The organism is Chryseobacterium sp. TQ-BC-N36 (assembly GCF_058382295.1).
The window spans coordinates 4583446-4610390 of record NZ_CM178175.1; the positions used below are offsets into that span (position 1 = coordinate 4583446).

A 26945-nucleotide genomic window follows, 5' to 3' on the forward strand; every position below is an offset into this window, starting at 1 on the left:
GCTTATTTTTTTAATATGAATGCTTTTCTCTATGCTAATACGATGCCATTTTTGCAGGCCCGGACTCTTTTTTTGCCTGTTTAAGATGGAACAGGACCATGTCCACGTTCTTTTTAAGGAAAGTTATATTCCCTTTAATATCAGAGTATTGATACTCTTCATTGGAGGCTGTATATTCAGGTAAAGCATCACTTTTTTTAAGGTCAAAAGTTTTACCGTTTAAATGAATTGTAGCGGTATTTTTGGTGTTGTTGATTGTGACTTCTATTTTTTCTCCATAACTGTCAACATACACATTTTTCGAAATGTCGTCTTTGTTTTCAGGAGCAGCAGCTGTAATGGTTTCGGCTTCTTTTCCGGGATGTTTACACGCTGTTAAGGAAAGAATGGTCAATCCCAAAAGGATCGGAGTTAATAATTTTTTCATAGTGATAAGTGATTTTAAAGTGTTTCATGAATTACAATATTAATGCTATATAAATTTACGAATATTTTTAATAAATATGTGTTAATTTTGCATAAACTAACAGTAATTTTAAATTTATCTTAATTTATCTCACTGCTTATTGAAGCACAATTCAGAAAACGGAAAGTAATATTTATTGTGGAAAACTTAGTGCAGGAGCTGTTAATATGGGAATTTTAACGGACTTATTATCAGTGTAATAATATAATTTTCTTTTATTTCTCATTTGTTGTGTAAATTTTCGGCAAAAATAATTCAAAAAGAAGAGAATGACAATAAGGGAATGTTAATAATATAAAATTATGACAAAGTTTAGCTCTCTGCTTTTTTCTGTACTTTCGCCAAAAAAAATTACAAATAACAATCTTAGGCTATTTAAAATGTTCAAAAAATGACCACCCGATGAGCCATTTTTTTTGCAATTCATAAAATAGCTTAATTTTTTAAAAATCCGAATCTTTACAAGTCGGAATTGTAATTGTCTAAAATACCCTTGAACAGTAGAAAAATTTAATATTTTTCATGCGTTTAAATTCAGGTATTTTAAAGGAGAGTTAAATTTTGTTAATCTACTATGATAATATCATAAACAGGGTGTACATTTGCAACTTCAAAATGAGAAACTTTATAGTATACTTTTTAACGGGTCTTTTTCTGCTCTTTGTAGTGGAAAGCAGACTCAACGTTAAAACTCTTCGAAATGACTACAATGGTCATGTTTCTCATCATATGCCCAAACGGGCCAACCGCCTTAACCAGACATTTGAAAAGCTATCTGTTCAGCAGATGGCAGATCATGTAGATAACTCCACATTGGAACTGGCTGAGAATGATTTCCAGCTCTCTGATGTATGGCAGGCTATTGTTGTTTTGGCCGGAGTTTTCAGCCTGATCTATATTTTTGGATTAAAAAACAACAAAAGATTTAAGCCAGATATTCATGGCTTTGTTCTTGGTTTTGCTACAAAAAGATTCATTCTTATCCGTTCTATCAGAATTTAAAATTTTGACATCTGTTCTTTTCTGCCTGATTTCAGGTAGAAATACTTTGCGTTGTGCTTGTTGGTAATTCATCACATCGTTCCCCCTTTTATTACCGTTTTATTTCTATTAAAACATTAACGATTTATATAAACTCTAGAATTATGATAAAAAGAGTTGCTTCGGGAATTGCGTTGAGTGCCCTTCTGTTGGCAGTTGGCTGCAATAAGAAAAAAGAAGAAAAAGAAGAAGTTACCGTCTATCCGGTGACAACCCCAGTAGTAATGGATACTGTAATCAACAAAGAATACGTAGCCCAGATTCAATCTGTAAAAAACATTGAAGTGCGGGCGCAGGAGAAAGGTTTTCTCGAAAAAATCTTTGTAGATGAAGGCCAGTATGTACATGCGGGACAGACATTGTTCCGAATCATGCCTAAACTGTATCAGGCAGAATTATTAAAAGCAAAAGCAGAGGTAGAACAGGCTTCTATCGAGCTTAAAAATGCAAGCACTCTGGCAGGAAACAATATCGTTTCCAAGAATGAAAGAGCAATGGCAAAAGCCAAGCTTGATGCTGCCAATGCAGAAATGAAACTCGCTCAGATCCACCTTTCATTTACCGATATCAAAGCACCGTTCTCCGGTATTATCAACAGAATTCCATTAAAGCTGGGAAGCCTTGTTGATGAAGGCGATTTACTGACTTCCTTATCAGACAACACAGGTATTTATACATATTTTAATGTATCAGAACCGGAATACCTGAGCTATCAGACCCATGCTGCGGACAGAGGAAGTAATCAGGTATCCCTGATCACGGCTAACGGAGAAATGTATACACAGAAAGGAGAAATCCAGACTATTGAAGGAGAATTTGATAACGAAACAGGAAATATTGCGTTCCGTGCCAAATTCCCTAATCCTGACAAACTTTTAAGAAACGGAGAAACCGGTAAAGTACAGATGTCAATGCCTGTTCATAATGCGCTGATTATTCCACAAAAAGCAACGTATGAAATTCAGGATCAGAAATATGTATTTGTTATTGACAAAAACGGAGTGGCAAAGTCCCGAAATATCAAAGTAGCATACGAACTTCCGGACCTTTATGTGGTAGGCTCAGGAATCTCAAAAGGAGATCAGATCCTTCTGGAAGGAGTTCAGAAAGTAAAGGATGATCAAAAGCTGAAAACAAAGTTCCAGGATCCTAAGAAAGTTCTTCAGTCATTGAAATTAAAAGCAGAGTAGTGGTCTCTAAAATGAAGCAGTATGTTTAAAAAATTCATTCGCAGACCAGTTCTGTCCATAGTAATCTCATTGATTATTGTATTTATGGGGATATTGTCATTGGTAAAACTTCCGGTGACACAGTTTCCATCCATTTCTCCGCCTAAAGTAAATATTACCGCAGAATATCCCGGGGCAAACAACGAATTGTTGATCAAATCCGTAGTAATCCCTTTAGAAAGAGGGCTAAACGGAGTTCCCGGTATGAAATATATGACCTCAGATGCAGGAAATGACGGGGAAGCATCCATCCAGGTGGTATTTGACCTGGGAACAGATCCCAATGTAGCAGCAGTAAACGTTCAGAACCGTGTATCTTCAGTAGTGAATAAACTTCCTCCTCTGGTAGTACGTGAAGGGGTAAAGATCACCCGTGAAGAACCTAACATGTTGATGTATATTAACCTGTATAGTGATGATCCTAAAGCTGACCAGAAATTTCTTTTCAACTATGCAGATATTAATATAATGTCTGAGTTGAGAAGGGTAAGCGGTGTTGGTTTTGCCGATATCCTCGGAACCCGTGAATACGCAATGCGTATCTGGCTTAAACCGGATAGGTTAACGGCTTATAACATTTCAGCTGATGAAGTAATGGAATCTCTGAATGAGCAGAGTTTGGAGGCTTCTCCTGGTAAAACGGGAGAAAGCTCAGGAAAACGTTCTCAGTCTTTTGAATATGTATTAAAGTATCCGGGACGTTATAATAATGAAAAAGATTACGGAAATATCATTCTGAAAGCAAAACCGAACGGGGAGTCTGTAAGGCTGAAAGATGTGGCCGATATTGAGTTCGGAAGTTCCATGTATGATATTTATTCCACACTGAACGGAAAACCTTCTGCAGCGATTACGGTAAAACAGTCATACGGATCGAATGCAAGTGACGTTATTAAAAACGTAAAAGCATTGATGAAGGACCTTGAGAAAAATAACTTTCCTAAAGGGATGCATTATGAGATCAGTTATGACGTTTCCAGATTCCTGGATGCCTCTATGGAAAAAGTAATTCATACGTTGTTTGAGGCCTTCATTTTGGTTGCAATTGTGGTATTCCTATTCCTCGGAGACTGGCGTTCAACTTTGATTCCGGCACTAGCCGTTCCGGTTTCTCTGGTGGGAACATTTGCAGTAATGTCTGCCTTTGGAATTACCCTGAATATGATTTCCCTCTTTGCTTTGGTAATGGCGATCGGGGTCGTGGTAGATGACGCGATTGTGGTCATTGAAGCTGTTCACGCTAAAATGGAAGAAAAGCACCTTTCCCCATTGAAGGCAACAGAAGAGGCCATGCATGAGATCAGTGGAGCGATTATCGCCATCACACTGGTAATGGCATCTGTATTCATTCCGATTGCCTTTATGTCCGGACCGGTTGGGGTATTTTATCGTCAGTTTTCCATTACAATGGCTTCGTCCATTATCCTGTCAGGGGTTGTGGCACTTACTTTGACACCGGCTTTATGTGCTTTGATCTTAAGAAATAATCATGGAAAAGCTAAGAAGAAAACTCCGGTTACTATCTTCCTGGATAAATTCAATAACCTGTTTACAAAAGGAGCAGGAAGATATGAGAAGATGCTGAATAAAACAGTTACGAAAAAGACCATAACATTACCACTGTTATTAGCTTTCTGTGCCTGTACATTCTTCCTGAGCAACTCTTTGCCGTCAGGATTTATTCCGGCAGAAGATCAGGGGATGATCTATGCCATTATTCAGACACCTCCGGGGTCTACATTAGAAAGAACCAACCAGATTGCCAGAGAACTTCTAAGGGAATCTGAAGACATTGACGGAGTGCAGTCTGTTTCCTCTCTTGCTGGGTATGAGATTTTGACCGAAGGTACAGGATCCAACTCAGGAACCTGTCTGATCAACCTTAAAAACTGGGAAGAACGTAAGGAATCTGCTGCTGAAATCATTGAAAAGCTTGAGGAAAAAGCCAAAAATATTCCGGGAGCCAATATTGAATTCTTCCAGCCGCCTTCCGTACCGGGATATGGAGCTGCAGGAGGTTTTGAGCTTCGTTTGCTGGATAAGGCAGGAAGCGGTGATTATCATAAAATGGAACAGGTAAGTAACGACTTTGTGAAAGAGCTTAAAAAGCGTCCGGAGCTTGGATCAGCATTTACTTTCTATTCTGCAAGTTTCCCACAATATATGCTTAGAATAGACAATGATCTGGCAGAGCAAAAAGGAGTGACCATTGAAAAGGCAATGGATAACTTATCCACATTGATCGGGTCCAACTATGAGACGAGTTTCATCCGTTTCGACAGACCCTATAAAGTGATTGTTCAGGCCGGACCACAATACCGGGCTTTACCGACAGATCTGTTGAAACTGTATGTTAAAAATGATAAAGACCAGATGGTTCCTTATTCAGACTTCATGAGACTTGAAAAAGTGTATGGACTGTCTGAAATGACAAGACATAATATGTATAATTCTGCGCAGGTAAGTGGAACACCTGCTCCTGGATACAGTAGTGGTCAGGCGATCAAAGCAATTCAGGAAGTTGCGGATAAAACACTTCCAAGAGGTTTTGGTATCGACTGGGCAGGGATTTCCAAAGATGAAGTAAGCCGTGGAAATGAGGCGGTATTTATTTTCCTGGTGTGTTTAGGATTCGTTTATCTGATCCTTTCTGCCCAGTATGAAAGCTTTATTCTTCCGTTACCGGTTATTTTATCTCTTCCGGTAGGTATTTTCGGAGCCTTTTTATGTTTAAAACTTTTAGGTTTGGAAAACAATATCTACGCACAGGTGGCCATGGTCATGCTGATCGGGCTTCTGGGGAAAAATGCGGTGCTAATTGTTGAATTTGCCGTACAGAAGAAGGCTGAGGAAGGAATTCCTGTAGCACAGGCTGCCATTGAAGGAGCTGCCATCCGTTTCCGTCCTATCCTGATGACCTCGTTTGCCTTCATTGCCGGATTGATTCCATTGGTGGTTGCGACAGGGCCGGGAGCAGTTGGTAACAGAACAATTGGTACTGCAGCAGCAGGAGGGATGTTGATCGGAACCATTTTCGGATTGATGATCATCCCGGGATTATATTACATCTTCGGAACCATTGCAGACAAGTCCAGACTGGCAAGATATGAAGAAGAGAATCCTTTAACAGAACAAACTGAACCTTATGAACATGATGGAAAATTCGAAGACTAAAAATATAATCACCGCCATTGCCTTATCACTTGTACTTGCAAGTTGTAAGGCGCCCATGGCGACTGTCATAAAAGACGAGGTAAAAGAAAATATTCCTCAGAACTTTAATCAGGAAGAACAGCAGGATGCGAATAACAATAGCGGAACAACTCCATGGAGACAGTTCTTTACCGATCCAAATCTGGTAACGCTTATTGAAACAGCTTTAAAAAATAACCAGGAACTGTTGATCACTCTTCAGGAGATTGAGATTGCTAAAAGTGGTGTTTTAGCTAAAAAAGGAAGATTGAGCCCAACCGTTTCTGCGGGAATAGGAGCCGGACTGAAAAAATCAGGTCGTTACACCAGCGAAGGCGCCGGGGATGCTACTACAGAGATTGAACCGGGAAAAGAAATGCCGGATCCGCTGGGTAATTTTGAAGCAGGATTAAATGCAAGCTGGGAGATTGATATCTGGAAAAAACTCAGAACTGAAAAAGAATCTGCAGTGGCTCATTATCTTTCTACAGTAGAAGGTAAAAACTTTGTTTTATCTAATCTTATTGAAGAAGTTGCAGATAATTATTATGAATTATTAGCGCTTGATAACCAACTGGATATTATACAGCAGTATATCAAGCTTCAGCAAAGGGCGTTGGAAATTTCCAAAATTCAGAAAGAAGCAGCAGCGGCAACAGAACTGGCAGTGAAGAAATTTGAAGCAGAACTGGCGAAATCCAAAGCGACAGAATATACCATCCGTCAGCAAATCACGGAGAAGGAAAATGAAATCAATGCTTTGTTGGGACGGTATCCACAACCGATTGTAAGAACGAAGGAAAACTTTATGTCTATCATTCCTCAAACGGTATATACCGGGATTCCGTCACAGCTTTTGGCGAACCGTCCTGATATCAAGCAGGCAGAGCTGGAATTAAAGGCTTCAAAGCTGGATGTGGAAGCAGCAAGAAAAGAATTTTATCCTTCTCTGGAAATTTCAGCAACATTAGGTCTGGAAGCTTTCAAACCTTCCTATCTCGTTAAAATGCCCGAATCTATTGCGTACAATCTTGCGGGTGAACTGGCAGGTCCGCTGATTAATAAAAGTGCGATAAAAGCCAATTTCCAGACAGCAGATGCAAAGCAGATCCAGGCATTGTACGAATATGACAAAACCATTCTGAATGCTTATCTGGATGTTGCCAATCTGATGTCAAAGGTTAAAAATATTGATCAGTATTATCAGTTAAAGTCTCAGGAAACGAAAGCTCTTGACCAGTCTATTGATATCGCCAATCAGTTGTTCCGGAATTCCAGAGCAGATTATCTTGAAGTTCTTCTGAACCAAAGGGATGCACTGGATGCTAAAATGGAACTTATTGAGGCAAAACAGAAACAGCTCAGTACAGTAGTCGACATCTATAAAAGTTTAGGTGGAGGCTGGAAATAAAACATCATAATTCTATCAATAAACAGTTAATGTTTTTTGGAAGGGTCAATTCTTTTGAGTTGGCCTTTTTTATTTTTATACGACACGTTCTGTCGCTTCAAAGAAATATTTTTGTATTACATCAGGATCATATGTGTACAGATATGTTAAAAAACGTTAAATTTGTAAAGTTTTATAACATAGTCAAATTATGGCTAAAAAAACAATAACTATGAAATTTTTATTCAATTATATTCATTCGGAGGATATTCTTCAGTTACTTTTAAAATATTCAAAATCAATTTAATATGTACAAATAGGAGTTTAAATGTATACACATTGAAATACAATATTTTTTGCCTTAAAAGAATATTATTTTGAATAGTTTTGAAATATTTTTACACTATAAAGATCTCTGATTCTTAGCATATTATAAGAGAATTGGATTTTAACCATGATCTGTCACTATAAACAATGTTAACTTAAAAAACACGGGAATGAAAAAAATCTATCTCGGAGCGCTCACCTTATGCGCTTATCTGGGCACATCAGCCCAGGAAGTGATATGGCAGAAAGACATCAGATCCTCTACCCAGGATTTCTTAAGCCAGATCACCACAACCATCGATCAGCAATACCTAATTACAGGAAGTTCGATACAGTCAGGAAGCGGAAAGCTGGAGGCTGGAAGTAAGCAGAACAACGGTTACGATTTTCATCTGGTCAAGCTGAACCAGCAGGGAGAAGAAGTCTGGGAAAAATATTTCTCAGGACCAAATCATGATTATCTGTCAGCCACTGTTACCACACAGGATGGCGGATTTCTTTTAGCAGGCACTTCTTATTCAGGGAAAGGGCTGGATAAAAAAGAGGATTCCAAAGGAGGATCTGATATCTGGCTCATCAGGATCAATGAATTTGGGGACGAATTATGGCAGAAGACCTTAGGCAGTTCTTCAGATGAAGAAGCCAGAGCGGTTATCCAGACTACCGATTTGGGATTCTTTGTGGCCGGAAATGTACAGAGCGCTGCAAAAGGCTACGGTTCCAAGGATGTCTTCATCACAAAACTGGACAAAGATGGAAAAGAACTTTCACAGCTTATTTTAGGTGGAAAAGGATTGGATGAGGTGGAGAAGATGATTCCAACAAAAGACGGAGGAGCTTTACTTGGAATGTATTCAAGAAGTTCAGCTGTACAAAGTCCTCAAAATACATCCGACACCCGACATCTGACAACGTTACAAAAACAAAGCGACAACTTCGGCGAAGGCGATTACTGGATCGTAAAGCTGGATAAAAACGGAAAAGTGGAATGGGAAAAGAACTTCGGAGGGAAAGATGATGATCATTTGAGAACCCTTGCATTAACCTCAACCGGATTCATTATCGGTGGAGAATCCAGATCAGAAAGATCAGGAAATAAAGCGGTAGGACTGGAAGAAGGAACAGACCTATGGTTAATTTCTTTAAATGACAGAGGCGATGAACAGTGGCAGAAGTCTTACAATTTCAAAAACCGTGATATTCTAATGGGAATGAGTGTTCTTCACTCTGCAGATGACACATCTTCCAAAGGAATCTTATTGGGTGGCTATACCCAGGCAGAAGGAAGAATACAGACCGATGATGAAACCTTCTGGATATTATACCTTGACCAGAATGGAAATGAGCAGTGGAGAAAACATGTAAAGGGAGAATCCAGAAAGAAAGAAGAGAGACTTTCTGATTTAAAGCTGAACAAAGACGGATCAATTATTCTAGCAGGAACCAGTGCAGAAGAGCTTGGAAAAGAAAACTGGAAGATCGTGAAACTGGGAGACAAACAGGTTGACCAGTTAATTGAGAAATACGATATCAAAATCTATCCGAATCCAGTGTCTGATTATGCATATGTAGAAATCGGTTTCGATTTCAAGGATGCAGATATTCTTTTGTATGACATGAGCGGAAGACAGCTTCAGAGTATTAAAACTAAGAACAAAGTGACAAAGATCAATACGCAGGCACTTGTACAAGGAGCTTATTTGGTGACCATTAAAACTGATAGCAACAAAACGGCGAATGCTAAATTAATTAAGAAATAAACATGATGAAAAAAGTACTATTACTATTTATTTTAATCTATGGATTGGGAAAGGCTCAGATAGAACGAAATTTCGGTAGTACACCAGTTCCGGTGCCTTCAGCCTCTTCTTTTACCTCTTATTCCAATACCCCTGTTTCTTTAGCGACAGGCGTACCGGAAATATCCATCCCCTTGCTTACTTTACCTACCAGCAATAAGAATCTTAGTATTCCTTTTGGATTGAGTAATCATGTATACAATGTGGGGTTAAAAAAGCCTGCTGGTGAAGCAGGATTGGGCTGGTCACTTTCAAAGGTCGGAATTATTTCCAGGGTAATCAACAGTGATGTGGATGAAAAGTATGATAATGCCTCAAAACCCGATTATAAGAAGAATGCCTTTGATGATGTGTATCACTACTATCTGCCGGGAAGTTCCGGGAAGTTTAAGTTTGTAAGGGATACGATCAACAATACCTTTACACTTAACAATATCTCAGGAAATAATGTTAAAATAGAATTTACCAGGACTGCCAATACAGCAACCCTTATCCTGGAATCATTCAAACTGACGGATGATAAAGGATTCAAATATATATACGACAATTACAGTATAGCTTCGAGGGACAGCTATAAAACCAATTACAGATCTGCGTTTTATCTGAGCAGAATTCTGGATGAAAATAATGTTGAAATTGTAAGTCTTGTGTATCAGAAAGACACCAGATATAGCGGAACATTTGTAAAATATCAGACTTGCAACCTGACAACAGTTACAAGTATCTTTGGAAAAATCGCTTTTGAAAATATGTATGAACCTTATTGGGAAGATCACGGAAACAGTGATCCCAATAAAATACAAAGTATTTCTCTGATGGATAATTCAGGAAGGCAGGTGTCTAAATATAAATTTGAATATTCCACAATTAACAATAATCAGGCAGAAGAAAAAAGAATCCTGTCAAACCTGTACCAAGTTGATAAAGACCAGAATACAATCGGAAGTTATTCTTTTCAATATGAAAGTTCAAGTGTCTCTCCTTCACAAATGATCGGAGCCCTGGCGGAAATGAAACTGCCAGAAGGAGGTCGTATCAGATATCAATATGATGCCAATGAAGTCTACACTGCTGTCAGCTACCCCGGAGCTGATAATTATTCAATTAAATATCCTGAAATACAGAGATATGTTTATGATAATGTGTTTTTTGATACCAATATCAGCCGTATCTATACTTTTCAGGTAGATGAGCCGAGGGCTATTTTTATTGGAAAAGATGATTATGTATTCTATAAAGACCAGTATCATCTCGGTATTCATGATGATCCTGATACTTATAATTACAAGATCACCTATGTTATTAAAAAAGGAGGAACAGTGATCACCAGTAGTGAAATGCCGAAATATTTATTGACACCAGGAACTTATACAATAGAAGTGAATACTGGTTTTGGAAATGGCGGCTTTAATATTGGGAAAATCCAGACGGATCCACCACCTTACAGAAATGCTAAAACAGTGGCTACAGGAGCCAGAATAAGAAGGATAGAATATTATGATGATAATACCCTGAAAAAAAGCATTAACTATGAATATAATGCGTTTGACAATGCCATGAATTCAAGTGGGGACTACTTTACACTGGAAACCTGCCAGTCCCAGGAATATGATTATCTGAATTCGGTTATCTTATATAACAATGTAAAAGAAATATATGGAGATTCTAATAATCTTGGATATACCCAATATTACTTCAAAACTCCAAAAGATTTTACGGGAAATGGGACAAGGCCTCATTATAATATCGTTTCAGGAGGATTACTGTATAAGAAAGAAATCTATAATAATCAGAACCAATTGGTTTCAAATGAAAATACAGACTATGTACTCACTGAAATCAATAATACACCAGAATACACCCTATGTGACGGAACAACAAGCAAATCATCCTGGACACAGTCTGCAAAGACAACTTCAAAAACATTTTTCAGCGATGGGTCAGCATTGGAAAACACTTCTGAAGTGACTTACAGCCCTGTTAATTTTGAGCCTGTTTATACAAAGGTTACAGCTCCGGACGGAACAGTAACCGAAAAAAATATCAAATACTCTTCTGAACTTAATAATACCAAACTGGTAAATGCCCGTATCCTTTCTTCTCCTTTAGCAACAGAAGTAAAAATAAACGGGAAATTAGTCAGTAAAGCAGAAACCAAATATGATAATCCGGCATCGCTTCAGGTAACCTCTGTGAATTCATATGAAATGCAGAACCAGTCAGCACAGACGAAAGTAATTTTCAGTAATTATGACAGCTATGGAAATCCCGTGGAAACCAAAACGCCTAAAGGGATTCCAACCGCTGTTGTATATGGATATAACAATACCCAGCCTATTGCAAAAATTGAGGGAGCTTCCTATGCTCAGATTATTTCACTGCCTGCCGTACAGAATGCAGTAACAGCCTCCAATTCTGCAACCCCGGAAAATGAAGGAGCTCTGAAAACGGCTCTTGAAAACCTGCGGACCAGCAGTGCAGTGAAAGACTTCAATGTCACTACCTATACCTGGGATATCTTCACAGGGATGACTTCTGTAACCGCCCCTAACGGAGCAAAAGAAATGTATACCTACGATAAAGCCGGAAGGCTTGAAAAGGTAGTGGACCAGGACGGTAAAACACTGAAAATATATCAATATCACTATAAACAATAAGAACAAATGATCATGAAAAGAATATTAACAACAGTGAGCTTAGGGTTGGCATTGTTTATAGATGCCCAGACACTGAGCCCGGCTGAAAATTATATATACAGCAAAACATGCCTGGATGAAACCTGTACCAAAAAAAGTGAAACGGTGCAGTATGCAGATGGATTCGGAAGAAATAAACAGGTAATTTCTATTGGAGCGACTCCTTCCGGAAAGGATATTGTTCAGCATATAGAATATGACAATTATGACAGACAGGTAAAAAGTTTTCTTCCTGTTCCCCAGTCCGGATCACAGGGCGGAGCTATTTATTCCGCTCCGCTTGCCAATGCCAATGCGGTGTATGGGTCAGAGAAAATATATTCCGAAAAAATATTTCAGAATGATATCTCCGGACGGATAAAACAGGTGATTCCCGCAGGGAATGCATGGGCTGCCCACCCTTTGCAGCTTGCCGTTTCCGGAAATGCTTCCGGAGATCAGGTCAGAAAAATAACTGTGGTCACCTCATGGGTGAACAATGCCACTTCTTATACACTGAGCTACAACCCTGATTATGCTCCCAATCAGCTTTCAAAGAACATCGCAACAGATGGAGATGGCAATACGACCACTGAGTTTACAAACGGCTCCGGTAAAACCGTATTGGTAAGGAAAAATGACGGGACAAAACCCATAGATACATATTATCTCTATGATGAGTTCGGAAACCTCGCCTATGTCATACCTCCGCTGGCATCTGCCGGGATGTCTGCTTCAGCCCCCCTTACCACTGCTATGCTGGATAACCTGTGTTATCAATATCATTATGATTCCCAGGGAAGACAGGTAGAGAAAAAGCTTCCCGGTAAAGGCTGGGAATACATCATCTATGATCAGCAGGACAGGGTAATTATGACACAGGATGCTAAACTGAGAACCGTAAACAATACTTTTTCTGCGAAAGGATGGATGTTTACCAAGTATGATAAATGGGGAAGAGTGCTGTATTCTGGTTTTTTTCCGAGCGAAGATTCACGGGGCATGCTGCAGAATAATATCAACAATGTGACGGTAAATGCTGAAAATAATGAATCAAGGAGCGATACTTCATTTACCGCAAACGGAATGCAGGTTTTCTATACTCAGAATGCTTTTCCAAGCGGGAATATTACCATATTAAGTATCAATTATTATGATACCTATCCCGCTTACAGTTTTAATCCTGCCTTTCCAGCAGCCATATTGGGACAAAATGTAATTACTGATCTAACTTCTGTCAGTACAAAAGGGTTACTTACCCTTAGTCTTATCAAAAATATCGAGGATAATAACTGGACTAAAAGCTTTGCTTATTATAATACCAAAGGCATGGCTATCGGTGCTTATTCTGTCAATCATCTTGGCGGCTACACAAAAACAGAGACAGAATTTGATTTTGCAGGCGTTGTGAAACAAACCAGGGTATACCATAAAAGAGTCAGTGCCGATACAGAGAAAACCATCAGCCAGGTTTATGAATATGACAGTAAAAACCGCCTGAAAAAGAAATGGCACCAGGTAGGCAGCCAGCCACAGGAACTGCTGGCGGAAAATACGTATAATGAACTCTCACAGATCAGCAACAAAAAGGTAGGAAACAACCTGCAAAGTATAGATTATGCCTATGATATCCGGGGCAAGCTCACCAAACTGAACGATCCGGCTCAACTAGGGACAAAGCTGTTTGGATTTGAGCTGAAATATACCACCCCCCAGAATACCGCCAATTCCCCGGCAAAATATAACGGGAATATAACGGAAGTAACCTGGAAAACTTCTACGGATAATGTATTAAGGCAGTATAATTACCAATATGATGCTTTAAACAGGCTAAAGAAAGGAATTTATTCTGAACCTAATGCTTCTGCTCCTCAAAATGGGTTTTATAATGAAACCGTGGAATATGATTCCGGAAGCAATATCACTTCGCTTAAGAGAAATACAGGAATGTCAGGAATGGCTGCCCTTATGGATGACCTTACCTACAATTATACAGGGAACAGGTTAAATTCTGTCACTGATACTTCCACCAACTATGATGGGTATCCTGATGGATCAGGAAATATAATCTCTTATGATGATAATGGCAATATGACCGATCATAAGGACAAAGGGGTCTTGCAGATTGATTATAACTTCCTGAACCTCCCGTATTATATCAAATTTGATAAGGGATTACAGACACGTACAGGGATTATTAATGAAAATACAATCTATACGTATCGTGCAGATGGAACGAAAGTAAGGAAAGTCTATAACTACACTCCCTTCAATCCCTTTGGTACTGCTACAGAACTTACATCCAATATTACAGAATACCTGGATGGTTTTCAATACGAAACCACAACAAGTAAAAAAGGAACAGAATCTCCTGTTTTAAAATTTGTTCCCACTTCGGAAGGGTATTATAATTTTGAAAATAATAAGTATATTTACAGCTATACCGATCATCTGGGAAATGTACGCCTCAGCTATTTTAAAAATGCCGGCGGCAGCGCAGAAGCTCTTGAAGAAAACAACTACTATCCTTTTGGGTTAAAACATTTGGGATATAATACGATAGGATTCAACCCATCGTATAATTACCAGTACAATGGTAAAGAATTACAAAAAGAAACCGGCTGGAATGATTATGGCGCCAGGATGTACATGGCTGAGATTGGACGATGGGGCGTTATTGATCCATTGGCTGAAACATCAAGAAGATTTTCACCTTATGCCTATGCCTTAAATAACCCTGTAAGCTTTATCGATCCTGATGGAAGAAAAGCCGTCCCTGTTCCTTACGAAGGGATGGAGAACCATTTGGTAGTAGGTTCATATATGTGGCAGATGGCTGGTGGCAGCTTCAATCCTCACCAGAAAATTCCTAATGGAAGCGGTGGTACTTCTGCTGATTTTGGTGGGTTTGGATATACCGGAACCGGAACCACTTTTGGACAGACACAGGCCTATGCAGATCTGATGCAATCTTTACAAAATGGTGCAGATTTCTCCCTCAAAACCAACAACGGCTATATGAGCTGGTGGACAGGAGGAGCTGTGGGAGATGCTACAACAGCTCAGGAGATGGTGGGCCATATGTTAAAGCTCGCTGGAGATGGTTTATTAGGACTTACGAATGATATAGAAAGTGCAAGTCATTCTTTAATGAAATATCAAACTGAAGATTTTTTTAAAGACACTGAAAAGCATTTAAATGGACAATTAGGAAATGCTAATATGATAATAGATGAGTATAATAAATTATCTAACATAAACAAAATAAACGCTTCAACGTTTCTTTCAGCAGTTAGTGGTATTAGAGCAGGAAAGATTTTAAGATCAACCGAAGGATTTATGAAATCTGTAGGTAAAATATCTAAAAGATTAGGCTATGTTGGTACAGCATTAACTGCTGGGGTAACATTATATGAATTTGGAACTGATACTTGGGATGCCCATTCAATTGTAAATCTTGGTCTATTAGGTGCAACAGCTGTTGCTACATTTGCCACAGCTCCTGTTATAGTTGCAGCAGCTCCTGCCATCCTTGCAGGTATTGCAATTTATGGAGTAGCAGACTATATGTTTGGAGTAAGTGATCAGTTAGATAAGAGCATTGGTAGAAAATCTACAATTTGGTATCCGTAAATAAATTAAATGAAGAAATATAAATTTAAAAATTTTTCAATAAAAAGACTGATATTGCTTATGTCTTTTGCTTTTGTTTTAGTAATATCATTAACTATACTAACTTCTATTTATTATAATCCAAGGATTTTTCCTGCGATTGTACTTTTTGCATTATCAGCTTTAAGTTTTATGTTAATTAAAAATAATTGTACATTTACATATAATATAATTTTGGATAATGATTATATTTTTTTTAACAATAAAAAAATTGATATAATAGATATTCGTAATTATAATTTTAGTGAAACTGAAACATTTTATGGATGTAGATTAGTCTTTAAGTCTTATAAAATTTTTTTGAATATTCCTAAAAAAGATAGTGGAAATTATTTAGATTTTAAAGAAGATTTAATTGAAATTATTACTATGCAGAATAAAAAAAAGAGTAATGATTCGATTGTTGAATACAATTGGTATAGTACTAAATCAGCTAAGATTTATGGTTATATAATGATTGGAATAATGTTAACATGGCTAATGTTAATGGTAATGTTTCCTAATAAATTGAATATATCAAATTTAGGATTATTCTTAATTGTTTCAGTAGGTCTTTCACCAATCTTATTGAAGATTTTTGGAAATAGTAAATCTGTATAAAAACTTATAGTATTAATAATATTCCAAAATTTTGATAACTAATTAGGAGCATTGGATTTCAATGCTCCTAATTTTTGAATATAACTTGAAAATGCCGGCGGCAGCGCAGAAGCTCTTGAAGAAAACAACTACTATCCTTTTGGGTTAAAACATTTGGGATACAATACGATAGGATTCAACCCATCGTATAATTACCAGTACAATGGTAAAGAATTACAAAAGGAAACCGGCTGGAATGACTACGGAGCCAGAATGTATATGTCTGATATCGGACGATGGGGCGTTATTGATCCATTGGCTGAAACATCAAGAAGATTTTCACCTTATGCCTATGCCTTAAATAATCCGGTAAGCTTTATCGATCCTGATGGAAGAAAAGCCGTCCCTGTTCCTTACGAAGGGATGGAGAACCATTTGGTAGTAGGTTCGTATATGTGGCAGATGGCTGGTGGCAGCTTCAATCCTCACCAGAAAATTCCTAATGGAAGCGGTGGTACTTCTGCTGATTTTGGTGGGTTTGGATATACTGAAAGTGAGCCATCCTCCGGAGGATTATCGTTTACAAGTCTGGAGGCAATTACCTTTGCCCAATCATATTTTGGTGGTGGTGGAAATATTGGGGCCTTGTTCTCTATGGTTGAGCAATTAAAGAAAGCAGGTTGGAGTGATCCTATTAATAAAAAAGCAAATTTCAAAGATTGGATGCAATTAGTTGATAAGGTTCCTTCTTTAGCAGATATTTATAAATATTTTACTAAAGAGACTCCCATAGAATTTCAAAAAGGTGGAACAGATGCTCCAGGACAGCTTTTAAGTTCTACCAATATAATTGCTCTTAATATGACGAAAATTGATAATATTTTACATTTATCATTTACGTTGGGTCACGAAATGCTCCATCTATATGATTCATATTTTGTGAATCGTTCATTACGAGATTATTTCGGAAATGGAACTGTAGGTACGAGTGCTATATTATTATATAATGAATATAGATCTTATCGTTGGATGGATAGTTTAGGATATAAAACAAAAAGTGGAAATGAATTGAATATTCTTAATATTATTAAGTTTGGATATGCTGATAAACTTAATAGTAGGAATAGTGATTTAGGAACACAAGCTTATAATTTATTTTTAGAAAAATATAAATTGTTAGATTCTATTTATAAAATACCATAAAATATGAAATATCTTCTTGTATTATTTTTGGCAATAATCAATGTTAAATCTCAATTATTATTAAATATTAAATCGTTAGATACTGATAATAATAGTAAGATAATTGTGATGGAAATATATAATAATTCGAATATTACGTGTTCAATCCCTATAGATACTGTAAGTTTTAAACCATTTGGCAAACAATATAATGCAGGTAACTTTAGACCTTTAATTGAACTGAAACGTAAAAATAAGTCTGTAAATTATGAAACTGGATTAATAGAATTAGATGAAACACAGATTGATCTTGCTAATAAAAGAAATCAGCTTACATATTTAGAAAGTAAGGAAGGAATAATTAAAATTAAGCCAAAAGAAAAACTGGTAATTCCAATCAAATTTAATCCTTTTCAATTTAATGTAGAAAATGGTAAATATGATAGTTTTAATATTATAAGCAATCAAGATTATACTATTACTGTCTATCTTACTAATTGTGGTTCTAATTCGCCAACTCATAATAAAGAGAAAATTAATTATACGATAAAAAGTAATCCTATTAGAATTAAGTGGAATTTAAAAAATACTAAGTATATTAAATGGTGATTTTTTCAATTAGCTAGGCTTTGTAAATAGATGAAATCCCAATGCGTCACTGTATTAATTATATTTTAATAAGGTAGCCCTTGCAATAGCAGGGGTTTGCTATTGAAGCACGTGAAATAAAATATAATAACCGTAAATAAAATAATAATGATTCACAACGTACTAAAAATATTTCAAATCATCTTTGTATTTTCAATATTTGGACAATTTAAAGCTCAAATTAAAATCAATTGGAATTTAGATTCTCAAAAAAAAAATGCTAATATTACTCTATATAATGAAAGTAAAGAAAATATTATAATACCAATTGATACGACATCATTGCAACCATATTATAGTGATAATGAAGACTTCCCCTTTTTCAAACTGTTGTTAGTCCCTTATGAATACCATCTAGCCCCTTATCTATTGAGATTGGGAGGAAATGAATTGAATAACCGTATTTTCCACTCAATCGGTTTCATGCATTAAAACAATCTGTATCATAATATTTTAATTCTTAACTTTGTCATTATCAACAATAATCAAAACAAATATGTCAATCACCAACGAAGATCAGATGCTTGGAATGCAAAAAGTAAGCGAAGCTGTCGCCTACACTTTGAAAAAGATGATAGCGTATGCTGAACCTGGCATGACCACAAAATATCTTGATGAGTATGGAGCAGGAATACTGGAAAATTTCGGGGCAAAATCGGCACCTTACCTAACGTATGGATTTCCGGGTTGGACGTGTATCAGTGTGGACAATGAATTCTGCCATGGTATTCCTACAGATCAAAGGATTTTGAAGGAAGGCGATCTGATCAATATTGATGTTTCTGCAGAGCTGGATGGATATTGGGCCGATAATGGAGGATCATTTGTCATCGGAAAAGATATTCACGGACATCAGAAACTGGTGGAGGCATCCAAAGATATTCTGAGAAAGGCGATCAGCAATATAAAAGGTGGTGTAAGAATAGCAGACATAGGACATTTAATGGAAACCGAAGCGAAAAAAAGAGGTCTTAAAGTCATTAAGAATCTTGCAGGTCACGGAGTAGGAAGAAGCCTGCATGAGCAGCCTGATGAATTGCTGAACTACAGAAACCGCTATGATTCCAGGCGTTTTAAGAAAAACTCTGTGGTGGCTATTGAAACATTTATCTCCACCGATTCCAATATTGCGGTAGAATTAAAAGACGGATGGACCATGGTAGGCAATAAAGGCGGTTATATGGCCCAGCACGAGCATACCATTGTAATTACCGACGGAAAACCTATCATCTTAACCGAAATGAATAAAATCCTGAATTAAAGAAACCACAACGATAAGAACGATCATAATTATTTTTTAGGCGCAAGATTTTATCATAATTCCCCTGCTGAAAATCTTTGATTTCTTGCGCCTTAAATATACATCAGGATAAAATCCTTTAGCGCCTTTGCGTTAAAAACAGAATACTATAAAGCTCCAAAGCTTCATCCAATCAACTTGTTGATTCCTTCTTTGCTCCTTATATTCAGCATTAACAATAAAAAACTTTGCTTTTACAATAACACCCGCTTTTAAGGCATTTCAGTGACAGAATTAAAATCTTTCAAAATACTTTCATAATCCGCTGTAAAACCATTCTCCATAGTCCCTTCAATACGATAAGCTTCTACATCAGTAATTCCCGTATAATTTCTGAAAACATCTTTGATATAGGCAGAAACATAATCCGGAGCACCTTCTGCACTCCTGCCTCCGGAAGCAACTGCTAGATATACTTTTTTACCTTTAAATTGTCCTACGCGGTTCCACTGTTCATCAAAAACATAAGTGACTCCCGCCCGGATCAGCTGGTCCAGCCATGCTTTTAAAGGGGTGGAAATTCCCAGATTAAACATTGGTGTTCCAATAACAATAATATCTGCTTCACGCACTTCATCCACAACCCTGTTGGCGTATGAGAGAAGATGCTTACTCTGTTCATCATATAACTCCGGATGCTTATAAAATTCATGAATGGACACTTCATCTGCATATGGAGGAGCATCCTTCACCAGATCCCTTACAGTGATCGTATTGATATTGCCTTGTTGTAACAGTTTTTCCAGAATGGCTGAGCTTAGCTGGTTACTGTAAGACAGTTCTCCTCTTGCGCTGGAAATAATGTGCAGTATATTCTTCATTTTTTATTCTTTATTCTTTATTCTGATGACGAATAAGTTTCCATTGAGGGGACATATCTTTTGCCTTTTATCAGATTAAAACTGTAAAGAGTGTATTCCATGAGTTTGTCGATTGAAAAAGTCCGGCTTTAAATTGTCGGGCACTGAATACTTTGCTATATTTATAAAATCAAATCACTTCACAAACTATCTGCTATGAAAAAATTTCTTTTAATCCTTTTGGGAATCATTGTCATTCTGGCTGCTGTTGTATTAATAAAAACTTACACTTATCCTTTTAAAAAAAATAATATCGGGGCAGGCGAAGGCTGGAAGCCGATAAAAAATGACTCAGCAGTAATGCGGTTGTCGGGAGGAATAAAGGTTCCAACCGTTTCTACGGGTAGTTTGGGTGAATTCAATTACGCACCATTCGATCAGTTTAAAACCTATTTAAAAACCTCCTATCCATTAGTGTATCAGAATACCGAAAATGTCGAGGTTAACCAATATGGATTGGTGTTCAGGCTTAAAGGAAGCAATCCTGCTTTGGAACCGATTTTATTTCTTTCCCATATGGATGTTGTGCCACCCGGGGATGCAGATATCAAAAATAACGAAGAAAATGTATTCCGTCCGGATGACAAACCGCTTGATCCCGTTTCAAAAGTAGCGGAGGACTGGGATTTTGCCCCTTTTTCAGGAGCGGTTGCCAATGGAAGAATCTACGGCAGGGGAGCGATAGACATGAAAGGAATGCTGTTCTCCTTAATGGAATCTATGAATTCTATGATTAAAAACAGACAGATTCCTCAACGTGATATTTATCTGGCTTTCGGTTTTGATGAAGAAGTTGGCGGACAGAAAGGAGCTGTTCAGATTGCTGATTATTTTAAGAAAAAAGGCTTGAAGTTCGATGCTGTTTATGATGAGGGAGGATTAATTATGAGAAAAGGAAATGTAGCAGGAATTGATACTGACGTTGCCGTTGTAGGGTGTGCCGAAAAAGGATTTCTTTCGGCAAAAATCAAAGTAAAAGGACTTGGCGGACATTCCTCTATGCCTCCTATGGAAAGTGCTATCGGGAAAGCAGCTGTTATCATGCAGCGTCTGGAAGATCATCAGATGAAGCCTGTTATCACACCTTTAATCAAAGAGTTTTTTAATAATATTGGTGGTGAGATGCCTTTTGCCACAAGAATGGCTCTGGCCAATCAATGGCTTTTAAAACCTGTATTGATTTCACAGCTCACCAAAAACAATACAACCAATGCGTTGGTAAGAACAACCACAGCATTAACGATGATGAAGGGAAGTGACGGAACCAATGTGCTTTCTCCTGAAGTGGAATTTGTGGTTAATTTCAGACTGCTTCCCGGAAATTCGGTGAAAGATGTGAAAGATCATATTGCGAAAGCCACTGAAGGTTTTGATGTTGAAGTAGAAGAAATTGATAACACCAGGGAAGCTTCCAATATTTCTCCAACCAATACAAAAGCTTTTAAAATAATAGAAGCAGGAGTGAAGGAAATTCATCCCGGAGCAATTGTTACCCCATATCTTACCATGGCGGGAACAGATGCGGGGAAATACGAAATCGTAAGTAAAAACGTCTACCGTTTCATGCCGATCAAGATCAACAGTGCCGAACAGCAAAGCATTCACAGCACGAATGAATATCTCAGCATTGAAAACTATCTGAAAATGATCCACTACTTTGAGTACATTATGAAGAATTATGATAAGTAATTCGGGGTACGGGATCTAGGGATAATGCATACTATTAAATGCAGAGTTAGCGGAGTTTTCTATACCATCTTATTATTTTTTTCGATCGTAAAGGCGTTCCACTCAGCAAAGAAAAAGTATGTCTCTCTGCTAAATGAAATGCCTTTGCGAACAAATAAGCTATGTATATTAATAAACTTTGCGAACATCAGCGTTAATAATTATTGAGGATTGACTTTGCGAAACAAAAATTGATCTTTGACCAAAAAATCTTTCACAAAAAATATATTGCGTCAAGTTTTGTCGCATTACAGATATAGCTTTGTCATATCAAAATTACAGAGCTATGGAATTGCCATTTTACTTAAACTTTAACGACTTTGAACGTAATTATTACGATAACCTTGAAAAATGGTTTGAAGAATATCATAACACCAGCGAAACAGATTATCTGAATGCGCTTGCTGAACTTTACAGTCCTTACGTCTATTACAATTTTGCTGAAGACAGGTTAAAGCCGGATGCCTCCATTGAAGTGAAAGACTGTTTTTTTCCTTATCATGAAAAAATAGGAATCTCTTTCTGTATTGATTGTGAAAACGGAATCCAGCCAGCCAATAAGATACACCAGGTATTTGAATTTAAAAATATTTCCATGATGGAATATGCCCAGCATATTCTGGATAAGATCAATAAGTTTTGTTCCAAAAATCCTCAGGCTCTTGATGGCAGCAAGAATATTCAGGATTATCTTAATAACTATGCTGTTGTTACCTCAGTAGATGGGGTGGGATATTGTATCAGCTATAACCGCCATCAGAAAGCAATACCTTTTTTGAAAGCGTACTTACCCTACTATGGTCAGACAGTCAATATGGCGGTGTACAGGGATTTTCTTTTTTCCATTGTACAGATTGCAGAATTTATTGACCAGAAACTAAAAACTGTACATGCTTTTAAGGATACAATTTATGCCCGTTCTAAAGCTGAAGCAAAATTTAATGTGCAGATGAGCCGTGAATATCTGAAGCTTTGCAACTAAATTATACACCAAACATTCATACTTAATTATATTGCGGAAAAACTTATGTTTTTCAAACAAAAATCCCAGTCAGTGATGATTGGGATTTTGTTTGTAAAAATGAGAATTTTTTTACTGTCTCTTTCTGTAAGGAATATTCCAGATCAGATCAGCTGCCAGATAATGAACGCCTCCATGATGAATGCTTCTGCTGCCTCGGATCAGATCATCCATATACCCTAAATCTACCGTAAAAGGAGAGTTTGGAATGGTCAATATATAGTAAGCTGCAATCCGCATTTCACGATACCCGAACGGGGTCCACTCCGAATCCGCGTCATTGAGGTGGCTTATGGAAAAAAGAGCTTCTGCGCTTAGTGCCAGCTTCTGATTGTTTTTTGGAGATAAGTTATATGTTAATTGGCTTTTAATACGGGTTCTTAGCTGAAAATCTTCCTCTGCTTTATGAAAGTCTGCATCAAAAAACTTCCTGAATTCCTGCCTTATCACATTTTTCAGTTTCCATCTTTTTCCAAGATCAAATGTGTATGCATATCTTCCGTAAATCCTGAATTCCTGTTCTGTGTATTCTTTATCATAAGGAGCTGTACTTTCATACTGTGGCTGGCGTCGGTAACTTAAAGCATAGCTATACTGCTGGTGAGGGGCAAAGGAATGATACACTTCATGATTTAAAACAATGATGGCCTGCTTCGAAAACAGATTATGATGATCCGGGCTGCTTTTTCTCCCTATGGCAACATAGCTCAAAGCCTGTTTTTTCCCCAGAGAGTCCAGTTGCTGCTTTATACCAAAGGCACCCCAGAATGCATTGTTGGCATCTCCTAACCCTGGTGGGCTGATCTGTGCTTTGATGGTGGTTCCTATGCACCCCAATACAATTAATACTGCAAAAATTTTCTTCATGCTCAATAATGTGGATAGCTGTTTTACGGCTAATTTTAAATGACTGCGAAACCATAAGATGGAAAAGAATACCGCTGATACGCAGAGAGAATACTTTATTGTCGTAAAATTATTGGCTTTGTTCATAAAATGTTTATTCAAAATCTTTTAATACTGTTTAAAATCAAGACAAAATAAACATCTGATTTAGGATAGAATTAGGAACAGGAGCTTTTAAAAACCTTTTCTTATTTTCATAATTAATAAAATTGTGGATAACATGTGGATAATTTATTAACAACATGTGGAAAAGTCAGCTTACCATTCTTTATTGAAGGCTGGATAACGATTAAGCCCCTGTTTTAGTGGGTGTTTCTAAAATTGCCAGAACCTGGATTCTATAGATTTTAAAATTTATTTAGAATAATTCAAATTAATATTGTGGGAGAATTTATGATTCCGTTATTTTGCACCTTTATTTATAATCACTTTAAATAAGGCTGAAAAAATGATGCAATCCAATGAATGTATGTCTGCTGAAGGACATATGGCTCATTCCGTGGGAACGAAGCAAAATGATATTTCAATACAGAAACCACAGTGGTCAAAGCCATTTTTTATTTTTTTATTCTCTCTGATAGGGTTAATGACAATACATGCTCAGAATTTACAGGGTGGGATCTCGGGAAAAGTAAATATGGTAGATGGGCAGCCGTTGAGGGCAATATCTGTTTCGTTGCCGGAAGCAAATCGCCAGACCCTTACAGATGATGAAGGATATTATCATTTTGCCAATCTGAATGCCGGTTCATATACCCTAAAGCTACAGATTCTTGGAACCAAAGAAGTTCGCCTTCCGGTGGAGGTAAAAGCTGGGGAAACAACCACACTGGATTATCAGCTGACCAAAGAAAATATTCAGGCTATACAGGAAGTGGTCATTATGAAAAACATAAACCGTTTTTCGAAAAAAGAAAGTGGTTTTGTAGCCAGACTGCCCTTGAAAAATTTAGAAAATCCGCAGGTATACAATACGGTTACCAAGGAATTATTTCAGGAACAGGTTGCTGTAGATCTGGGAAGCATTTCCAAAAATGTACCGGGAGCCGGAGTTCCTATGATTGCCAATCAGGGAAGGGTGACATTCCGTTCAAGAGGATTTGAGACAGAACCTAACGCCAGAAATGGAGTAGCAGGGGCTGCGTTTTCAGTAATAGATCCTGTAAACCTTGAACGTATAGAAGCTATTAAAGGACCTTCAGCTACTTTATTCGGAAAGAGTGTGGCCAGCAGTTACGGAGGAGTATACAACAGGGTGACCAAAAAGCCTTACAATGATTTTGGTGGTGAAGCAGGGTATGTAGGAGGAAGCTGGAATTACAACAGGCTGACAGTAGATGTCAATACACCGGTGAACAAAGACAGAACTGCTCTTTTCCGTCTTAACGCCGCAGGCACCTTTGAAAAGAGTTTCCAGGATCTTGGGTTTACCAATTCTCTGGCGATTGCGCCGAGCTTTTCCTATCAGATTAATGACCGCATGTCCCTTCTGTTAGATGTGGAATTCAACCAGGCAAAAGGAACATCGGTTGTCCGCTTCAATCCATATACAGGAAGTAATAAAATTCAGTCCATTGCGGATATGAAATTTCCTTACTATAAAAAATTTCTGGGTGATGACCTGGCTTATGAAACACAGATGCTGAACATTTTTGCGCAGATGAATTATAAAGTCTCAGAAAACTGGACGTCTCAGACGATATTATCACGGGCACGATCTACAATCAACGGATATATTTCAGCCATCAATGGGAAGACAGATTCTACGGCAAGTGCTCAGGTTATGGTGGGAACGACTTCATTTATTGCAACCAATATTCAGCAGAACTTTATCGGAGATTTCCGTATCGGACGTTTCAGAAACAGAATGGTAGTTGGATTGGACTTTTATAACAATTCCAATCATTTTGACCGTTATCATACCAACACCAAAGTATTTAATTTTGTCCATCCGTCACCGGACTTCAGAGTCAACAGCAATATAATCGATGCGCTTACTGCTACTTCTGCTTTCAGAAAGGAAAATAATAGTGACAATACCTATGCTGCCTATGTTTCTGATGTCTTTAATATTACAGACCAGCTGATGGTAATGGCCAGTTTGAGGGTAGACCGGTTTCAGTTTAAAGGAGTTTATGATATTACGACGGGAGAAATCAAAGGAGGCCTGAGCAACAGTGGAACGCAATCCGGGCCTTATGGGCAGACCGCTTTTTCACCTAAAATGGGCATCGTTTATGAAGTATTGAAAAATAAACTTTCTCTGTTTGGGAACTATATGAATGGTTTTAATAACGTAAGTGGAACAGATATCAACGGCAATATCTTCAAGCCTGAATATGCCAATCAGCTGGAATTTGGGGTAAAAGCAGATGTTTTCAACCACAGACTTGTAGGTACTTTAAGCTATTACAATATACGGGTGGATAATATTTTAAGAACCAATCCGGATGATATTAATTATTCCATACAGGATGGGACACAGGTAAGCAAAGGAATAGAGGCTGAGCTGACGGCCAACCCGTTTGACGGATTCAATGTTGTGGCCGGATATGCGTATAATGACAGTAAATATACCAATGCCAACCCTTCGGTCAATGGTTTAAGGCCTGCATTGTCCGGTCCTGCCAATATGTTCAACTTCTGGATCAGTTACCGTATTCCTCAAGGAAAATTAAAAGGTCTGGGAATAGGTGGCGGCGGAAATATGGGATCCTCTTCATATCAGACCAATACACAAACAGCTAAAGTGATTATTCCGTCTTACAAAATGTTTGATCTAGGTATTTTCTACGATCAGCCAAAATATAGAGTAGGACTGAAATTTGACAATATTACCAACGAAAAAGCATGGTCTGTGCGTTTGACTCCACAGGCTCCATCACGTTTTCTTGGAAGCGTTTCCTTGAAATTCTAAATAAGGTTGAATA

Annotated in this window: 18 protein-coding genes; 15 read left to right on the forward strand and 3 right to left on the reverse strand. The window is 37.7% G+C overall.

Going from position 1 to position 26945, the window contains the following annotated elements; translation table 11 throughout:
* Window positions 1-34 precede the first annotated feature (34 nt).
* Entirely contained in the window at window positions 35-427 is a 393-nt protein-coding gene (locus AC3FI7_RS20760) for a multicopper oxidase domain-containing protein (RefSeq protein WP_142724104.1), read from the reverse strand.
* Window positions 428-1081: 654 nt separating this feature from the next.
* Between AC3FI7_RS20760 and AC3FI7_RS20765 the strand changes: the two genes are divergently transcribed.
* From AC3FI7_RS20765 to map, 12 genes are all read left to right on the forward strand, one after another.
* A complete protein-coding gene (locus tag AC3FI7_RS20765) occupies window positions 1082-1468 on the forward strand; it encodes a hypothetical protein (protein WP_343661185.1) in 387 nt (128 codons plus the stop codon).
* A 146-nt stretch (window positions 1469-1614) separates the two neighbouring features.
* A complete protein-coding gene (locus AC3FI7_RS20770; protein WP_142724291.1) occupies window positions 1615-2697 on the forward strand; it encodes an efflux RND transporter periplasmic adaptor subunit in 1083 nt (360 codons plus the stop codon).
* A gap of 21 nt (window positions 2698-2718) precedes the next feature.
* Window positions 2719-5910 carry an efflux RND transporter permease subunit gene (locus tag AC3FI7_RS20775; RefSeq protein WP_142724102.1) on the forward strand — a complete coding sequence of 1064 codons (3192 nt, stop codon included), beginning with the start codon at window positions 2719-2721 and terminating at the stop codon, window positions 5908-5910.
* A complete protein-coding gene (locus AC3FI7_RS20780; protein ID WP_491460806.1) occupies window positions 5882-7339 on the forward strand; it encodes a TolC family protein in 1458 nt (485 codons plus the stop codon). Before AC3FI7_RS20775 ends, AC3FI7_RS20780 begins: the two co-directional genes overlap by 29 nt.
* A gap of 476 nt (window positions 7340-7815) precedes the next feature.
* The gene (locus AC3FI7_RS20785) at window positions 7816-9405 is read left to right on the forward strand and encodes a T9SS type A sorting domain-containing protein (protein WP_491460807.1); all 1590 of its coding nucleotides are present in this window, start codon (window positions 7816-7818) and stop codon (window positions 9403-9405) included.
* 2 nt (window positions 9406-9407) lie between these two features.
* Entirely contained in the window at window positions 9408-12101 is a 2694-nt protein-coding gene (locus tag AC3FI7_RS20790) for a hypothetical protein (RefSeq protein ID WP_491460808.1), read from the forward strand.
* 12 nt (window positions 12102-12113) lie between these two features.
* Window positions 12114-15752, forward strand: a complete 3639-nt coding sequence (locus tag AC3FI7_RS20795) for a DUF6443 domain-containing protein (RefSeq protein WP_491460809.1) — start codon at window positions 12114-12116, stop codon at window positions 15750-15752.
* Window positions 15753-15761: 9 nt separating this feature from the next.
* Window positions 15762-16391 carry a hypothetical protein gene (locus AC3FI7_RS20800; protein WP_491460810.1) on the forward strand — a complete coding sequence of 210 codons (630 nt, stop codon included), beginning with the start codon at window positions 15762-15764 and terminating at the stop codon, window positions 16389-16391.
* Window positions 16392-16544: 153 nt separating this feature from the next.
* The gene (locus AC3FI7_RS20805; protein ID WP_491460811.1) at window positions 16545-17573 is read left to right on the forward strand and encodes an RHS repeat-associated core domain-containing protein; all 1029 of its coding nucleotides are present in this window, start codon (window positions 16545-16547) and stop codon (window positions 17571-17573) included.
* 3 nt (window positions 17574-17576) lie between these two features.
* On the forward strand, window positions 17577-18161 hold the full coding sequence (locus tag AC3FI7_RS20810) for a hypothetical protein (protein ID WP_142724094.1): 585 nt from the start codon (window positions 17577-17579) through the stop codon (window positions 18159-18161).
* 147 nt (window positions 18162-18308) lie between these two features.
* Window positions 18309-18632 carry a hypothetical protein gene (locus AC3FI7_RS20815; protein WP_491460812.1) on the forward strand — a complete coding sequence of 108 codons (324 nt, stop codon included), beginning with the start codon at window positions 18309-18311 and terminating at the stop codon, window positions 18630-18632.
* A 64-nt stretch (window positions 18633-18696) separates the two neighbouring features.
* Window positions 18697-19461, forward strand: coding sequence for a type I methionyl aminopeptidase (map, locus tag AC3FI7_RS20820; RefSeq protein WP_491460813.1), 765 nt, complete (start codon window positions 18697-18699; stop codon window positions 19459-19461).
* A 251-nt stretch (window positions 19462-19712) separates the two neighbouring features.
* Here map and AC3FI7_RS20825 read toward each other — a convergent pair whose 3' ends face one another.
* Entirely contained in the window at window positions 19713-20321 is a 609-nt protein-coding gene (locus AC3FI7_RS20825; RefSeq protein WP_491460814.1) for an FMN-dependent NADH-azoreductase, read from the reverse strand.
* Window positions 20322-20516: 195 nt separating this feature from the next.
* Here AC3FI7_RS20825 and AC3FI7_RS20830 point away from each other — a divergent pair, with 195 nt between their 5' ends.
* Window positions 20517-22049, forward strand: coding sequence for a M20/M25/M40 family metallo-hydrolase (locus AC3FI7_RS20830; RefSeq protein WP_343661376.1), 1533 nt, complete (start codon window positions 20517-20519; stop codon window positions 22047-22049).
* Window positions 22050-22374: 325 nt separating this feature from the next.
* Window positions 22375-23070 (forward strand): hypothetical protein, encoded by a 696-nt coding sequence (locus AC3FI7_RS20835; RefSeq protein WP_142724089.1) that lies wholly within the window; start codon window positions 22375-22377, stop codon window positions 23068-23070.
* A gap of 111 nt (window positions 23071-23181) precedes the next feature.
* Here the strand turns inward: AC3FI7_RS20835 and AC3FI7_RS20840 are convergent, their stop codons facing one another.
* On the reverse strand, window positions 23182-23976 hold the full coding sequence (locus tag AC3FI7_RS20840) for a DUF2490 domain-containing protein (protein ID WP_172617039.1): 795 nt from the start codon (window positions 23974-23976) through the stop codon (window positions 23182-23184).
* Window positions 23977-24463: 487 nt separating this feature from the next.
* On the opposite strand from AC3FI7_RS20840, the gene AC3FI7_RS20845 reads away from it, so the two are divergent.
* The gene (locus tag AC3FI7_RS20845; protein ID WP_491460815.1) at window positions 24464-26932 is read left to right on the forward strand and encodes a TonB-dependent receptor domain-containing protein; all 2469 of its coding nucleotides are present in this window, start codon (window positions 24464-24466) and stop codon (window positions 26930-26932) included.
* Window positions 26933-26945 lie beyond the last annotated feature (13 nt).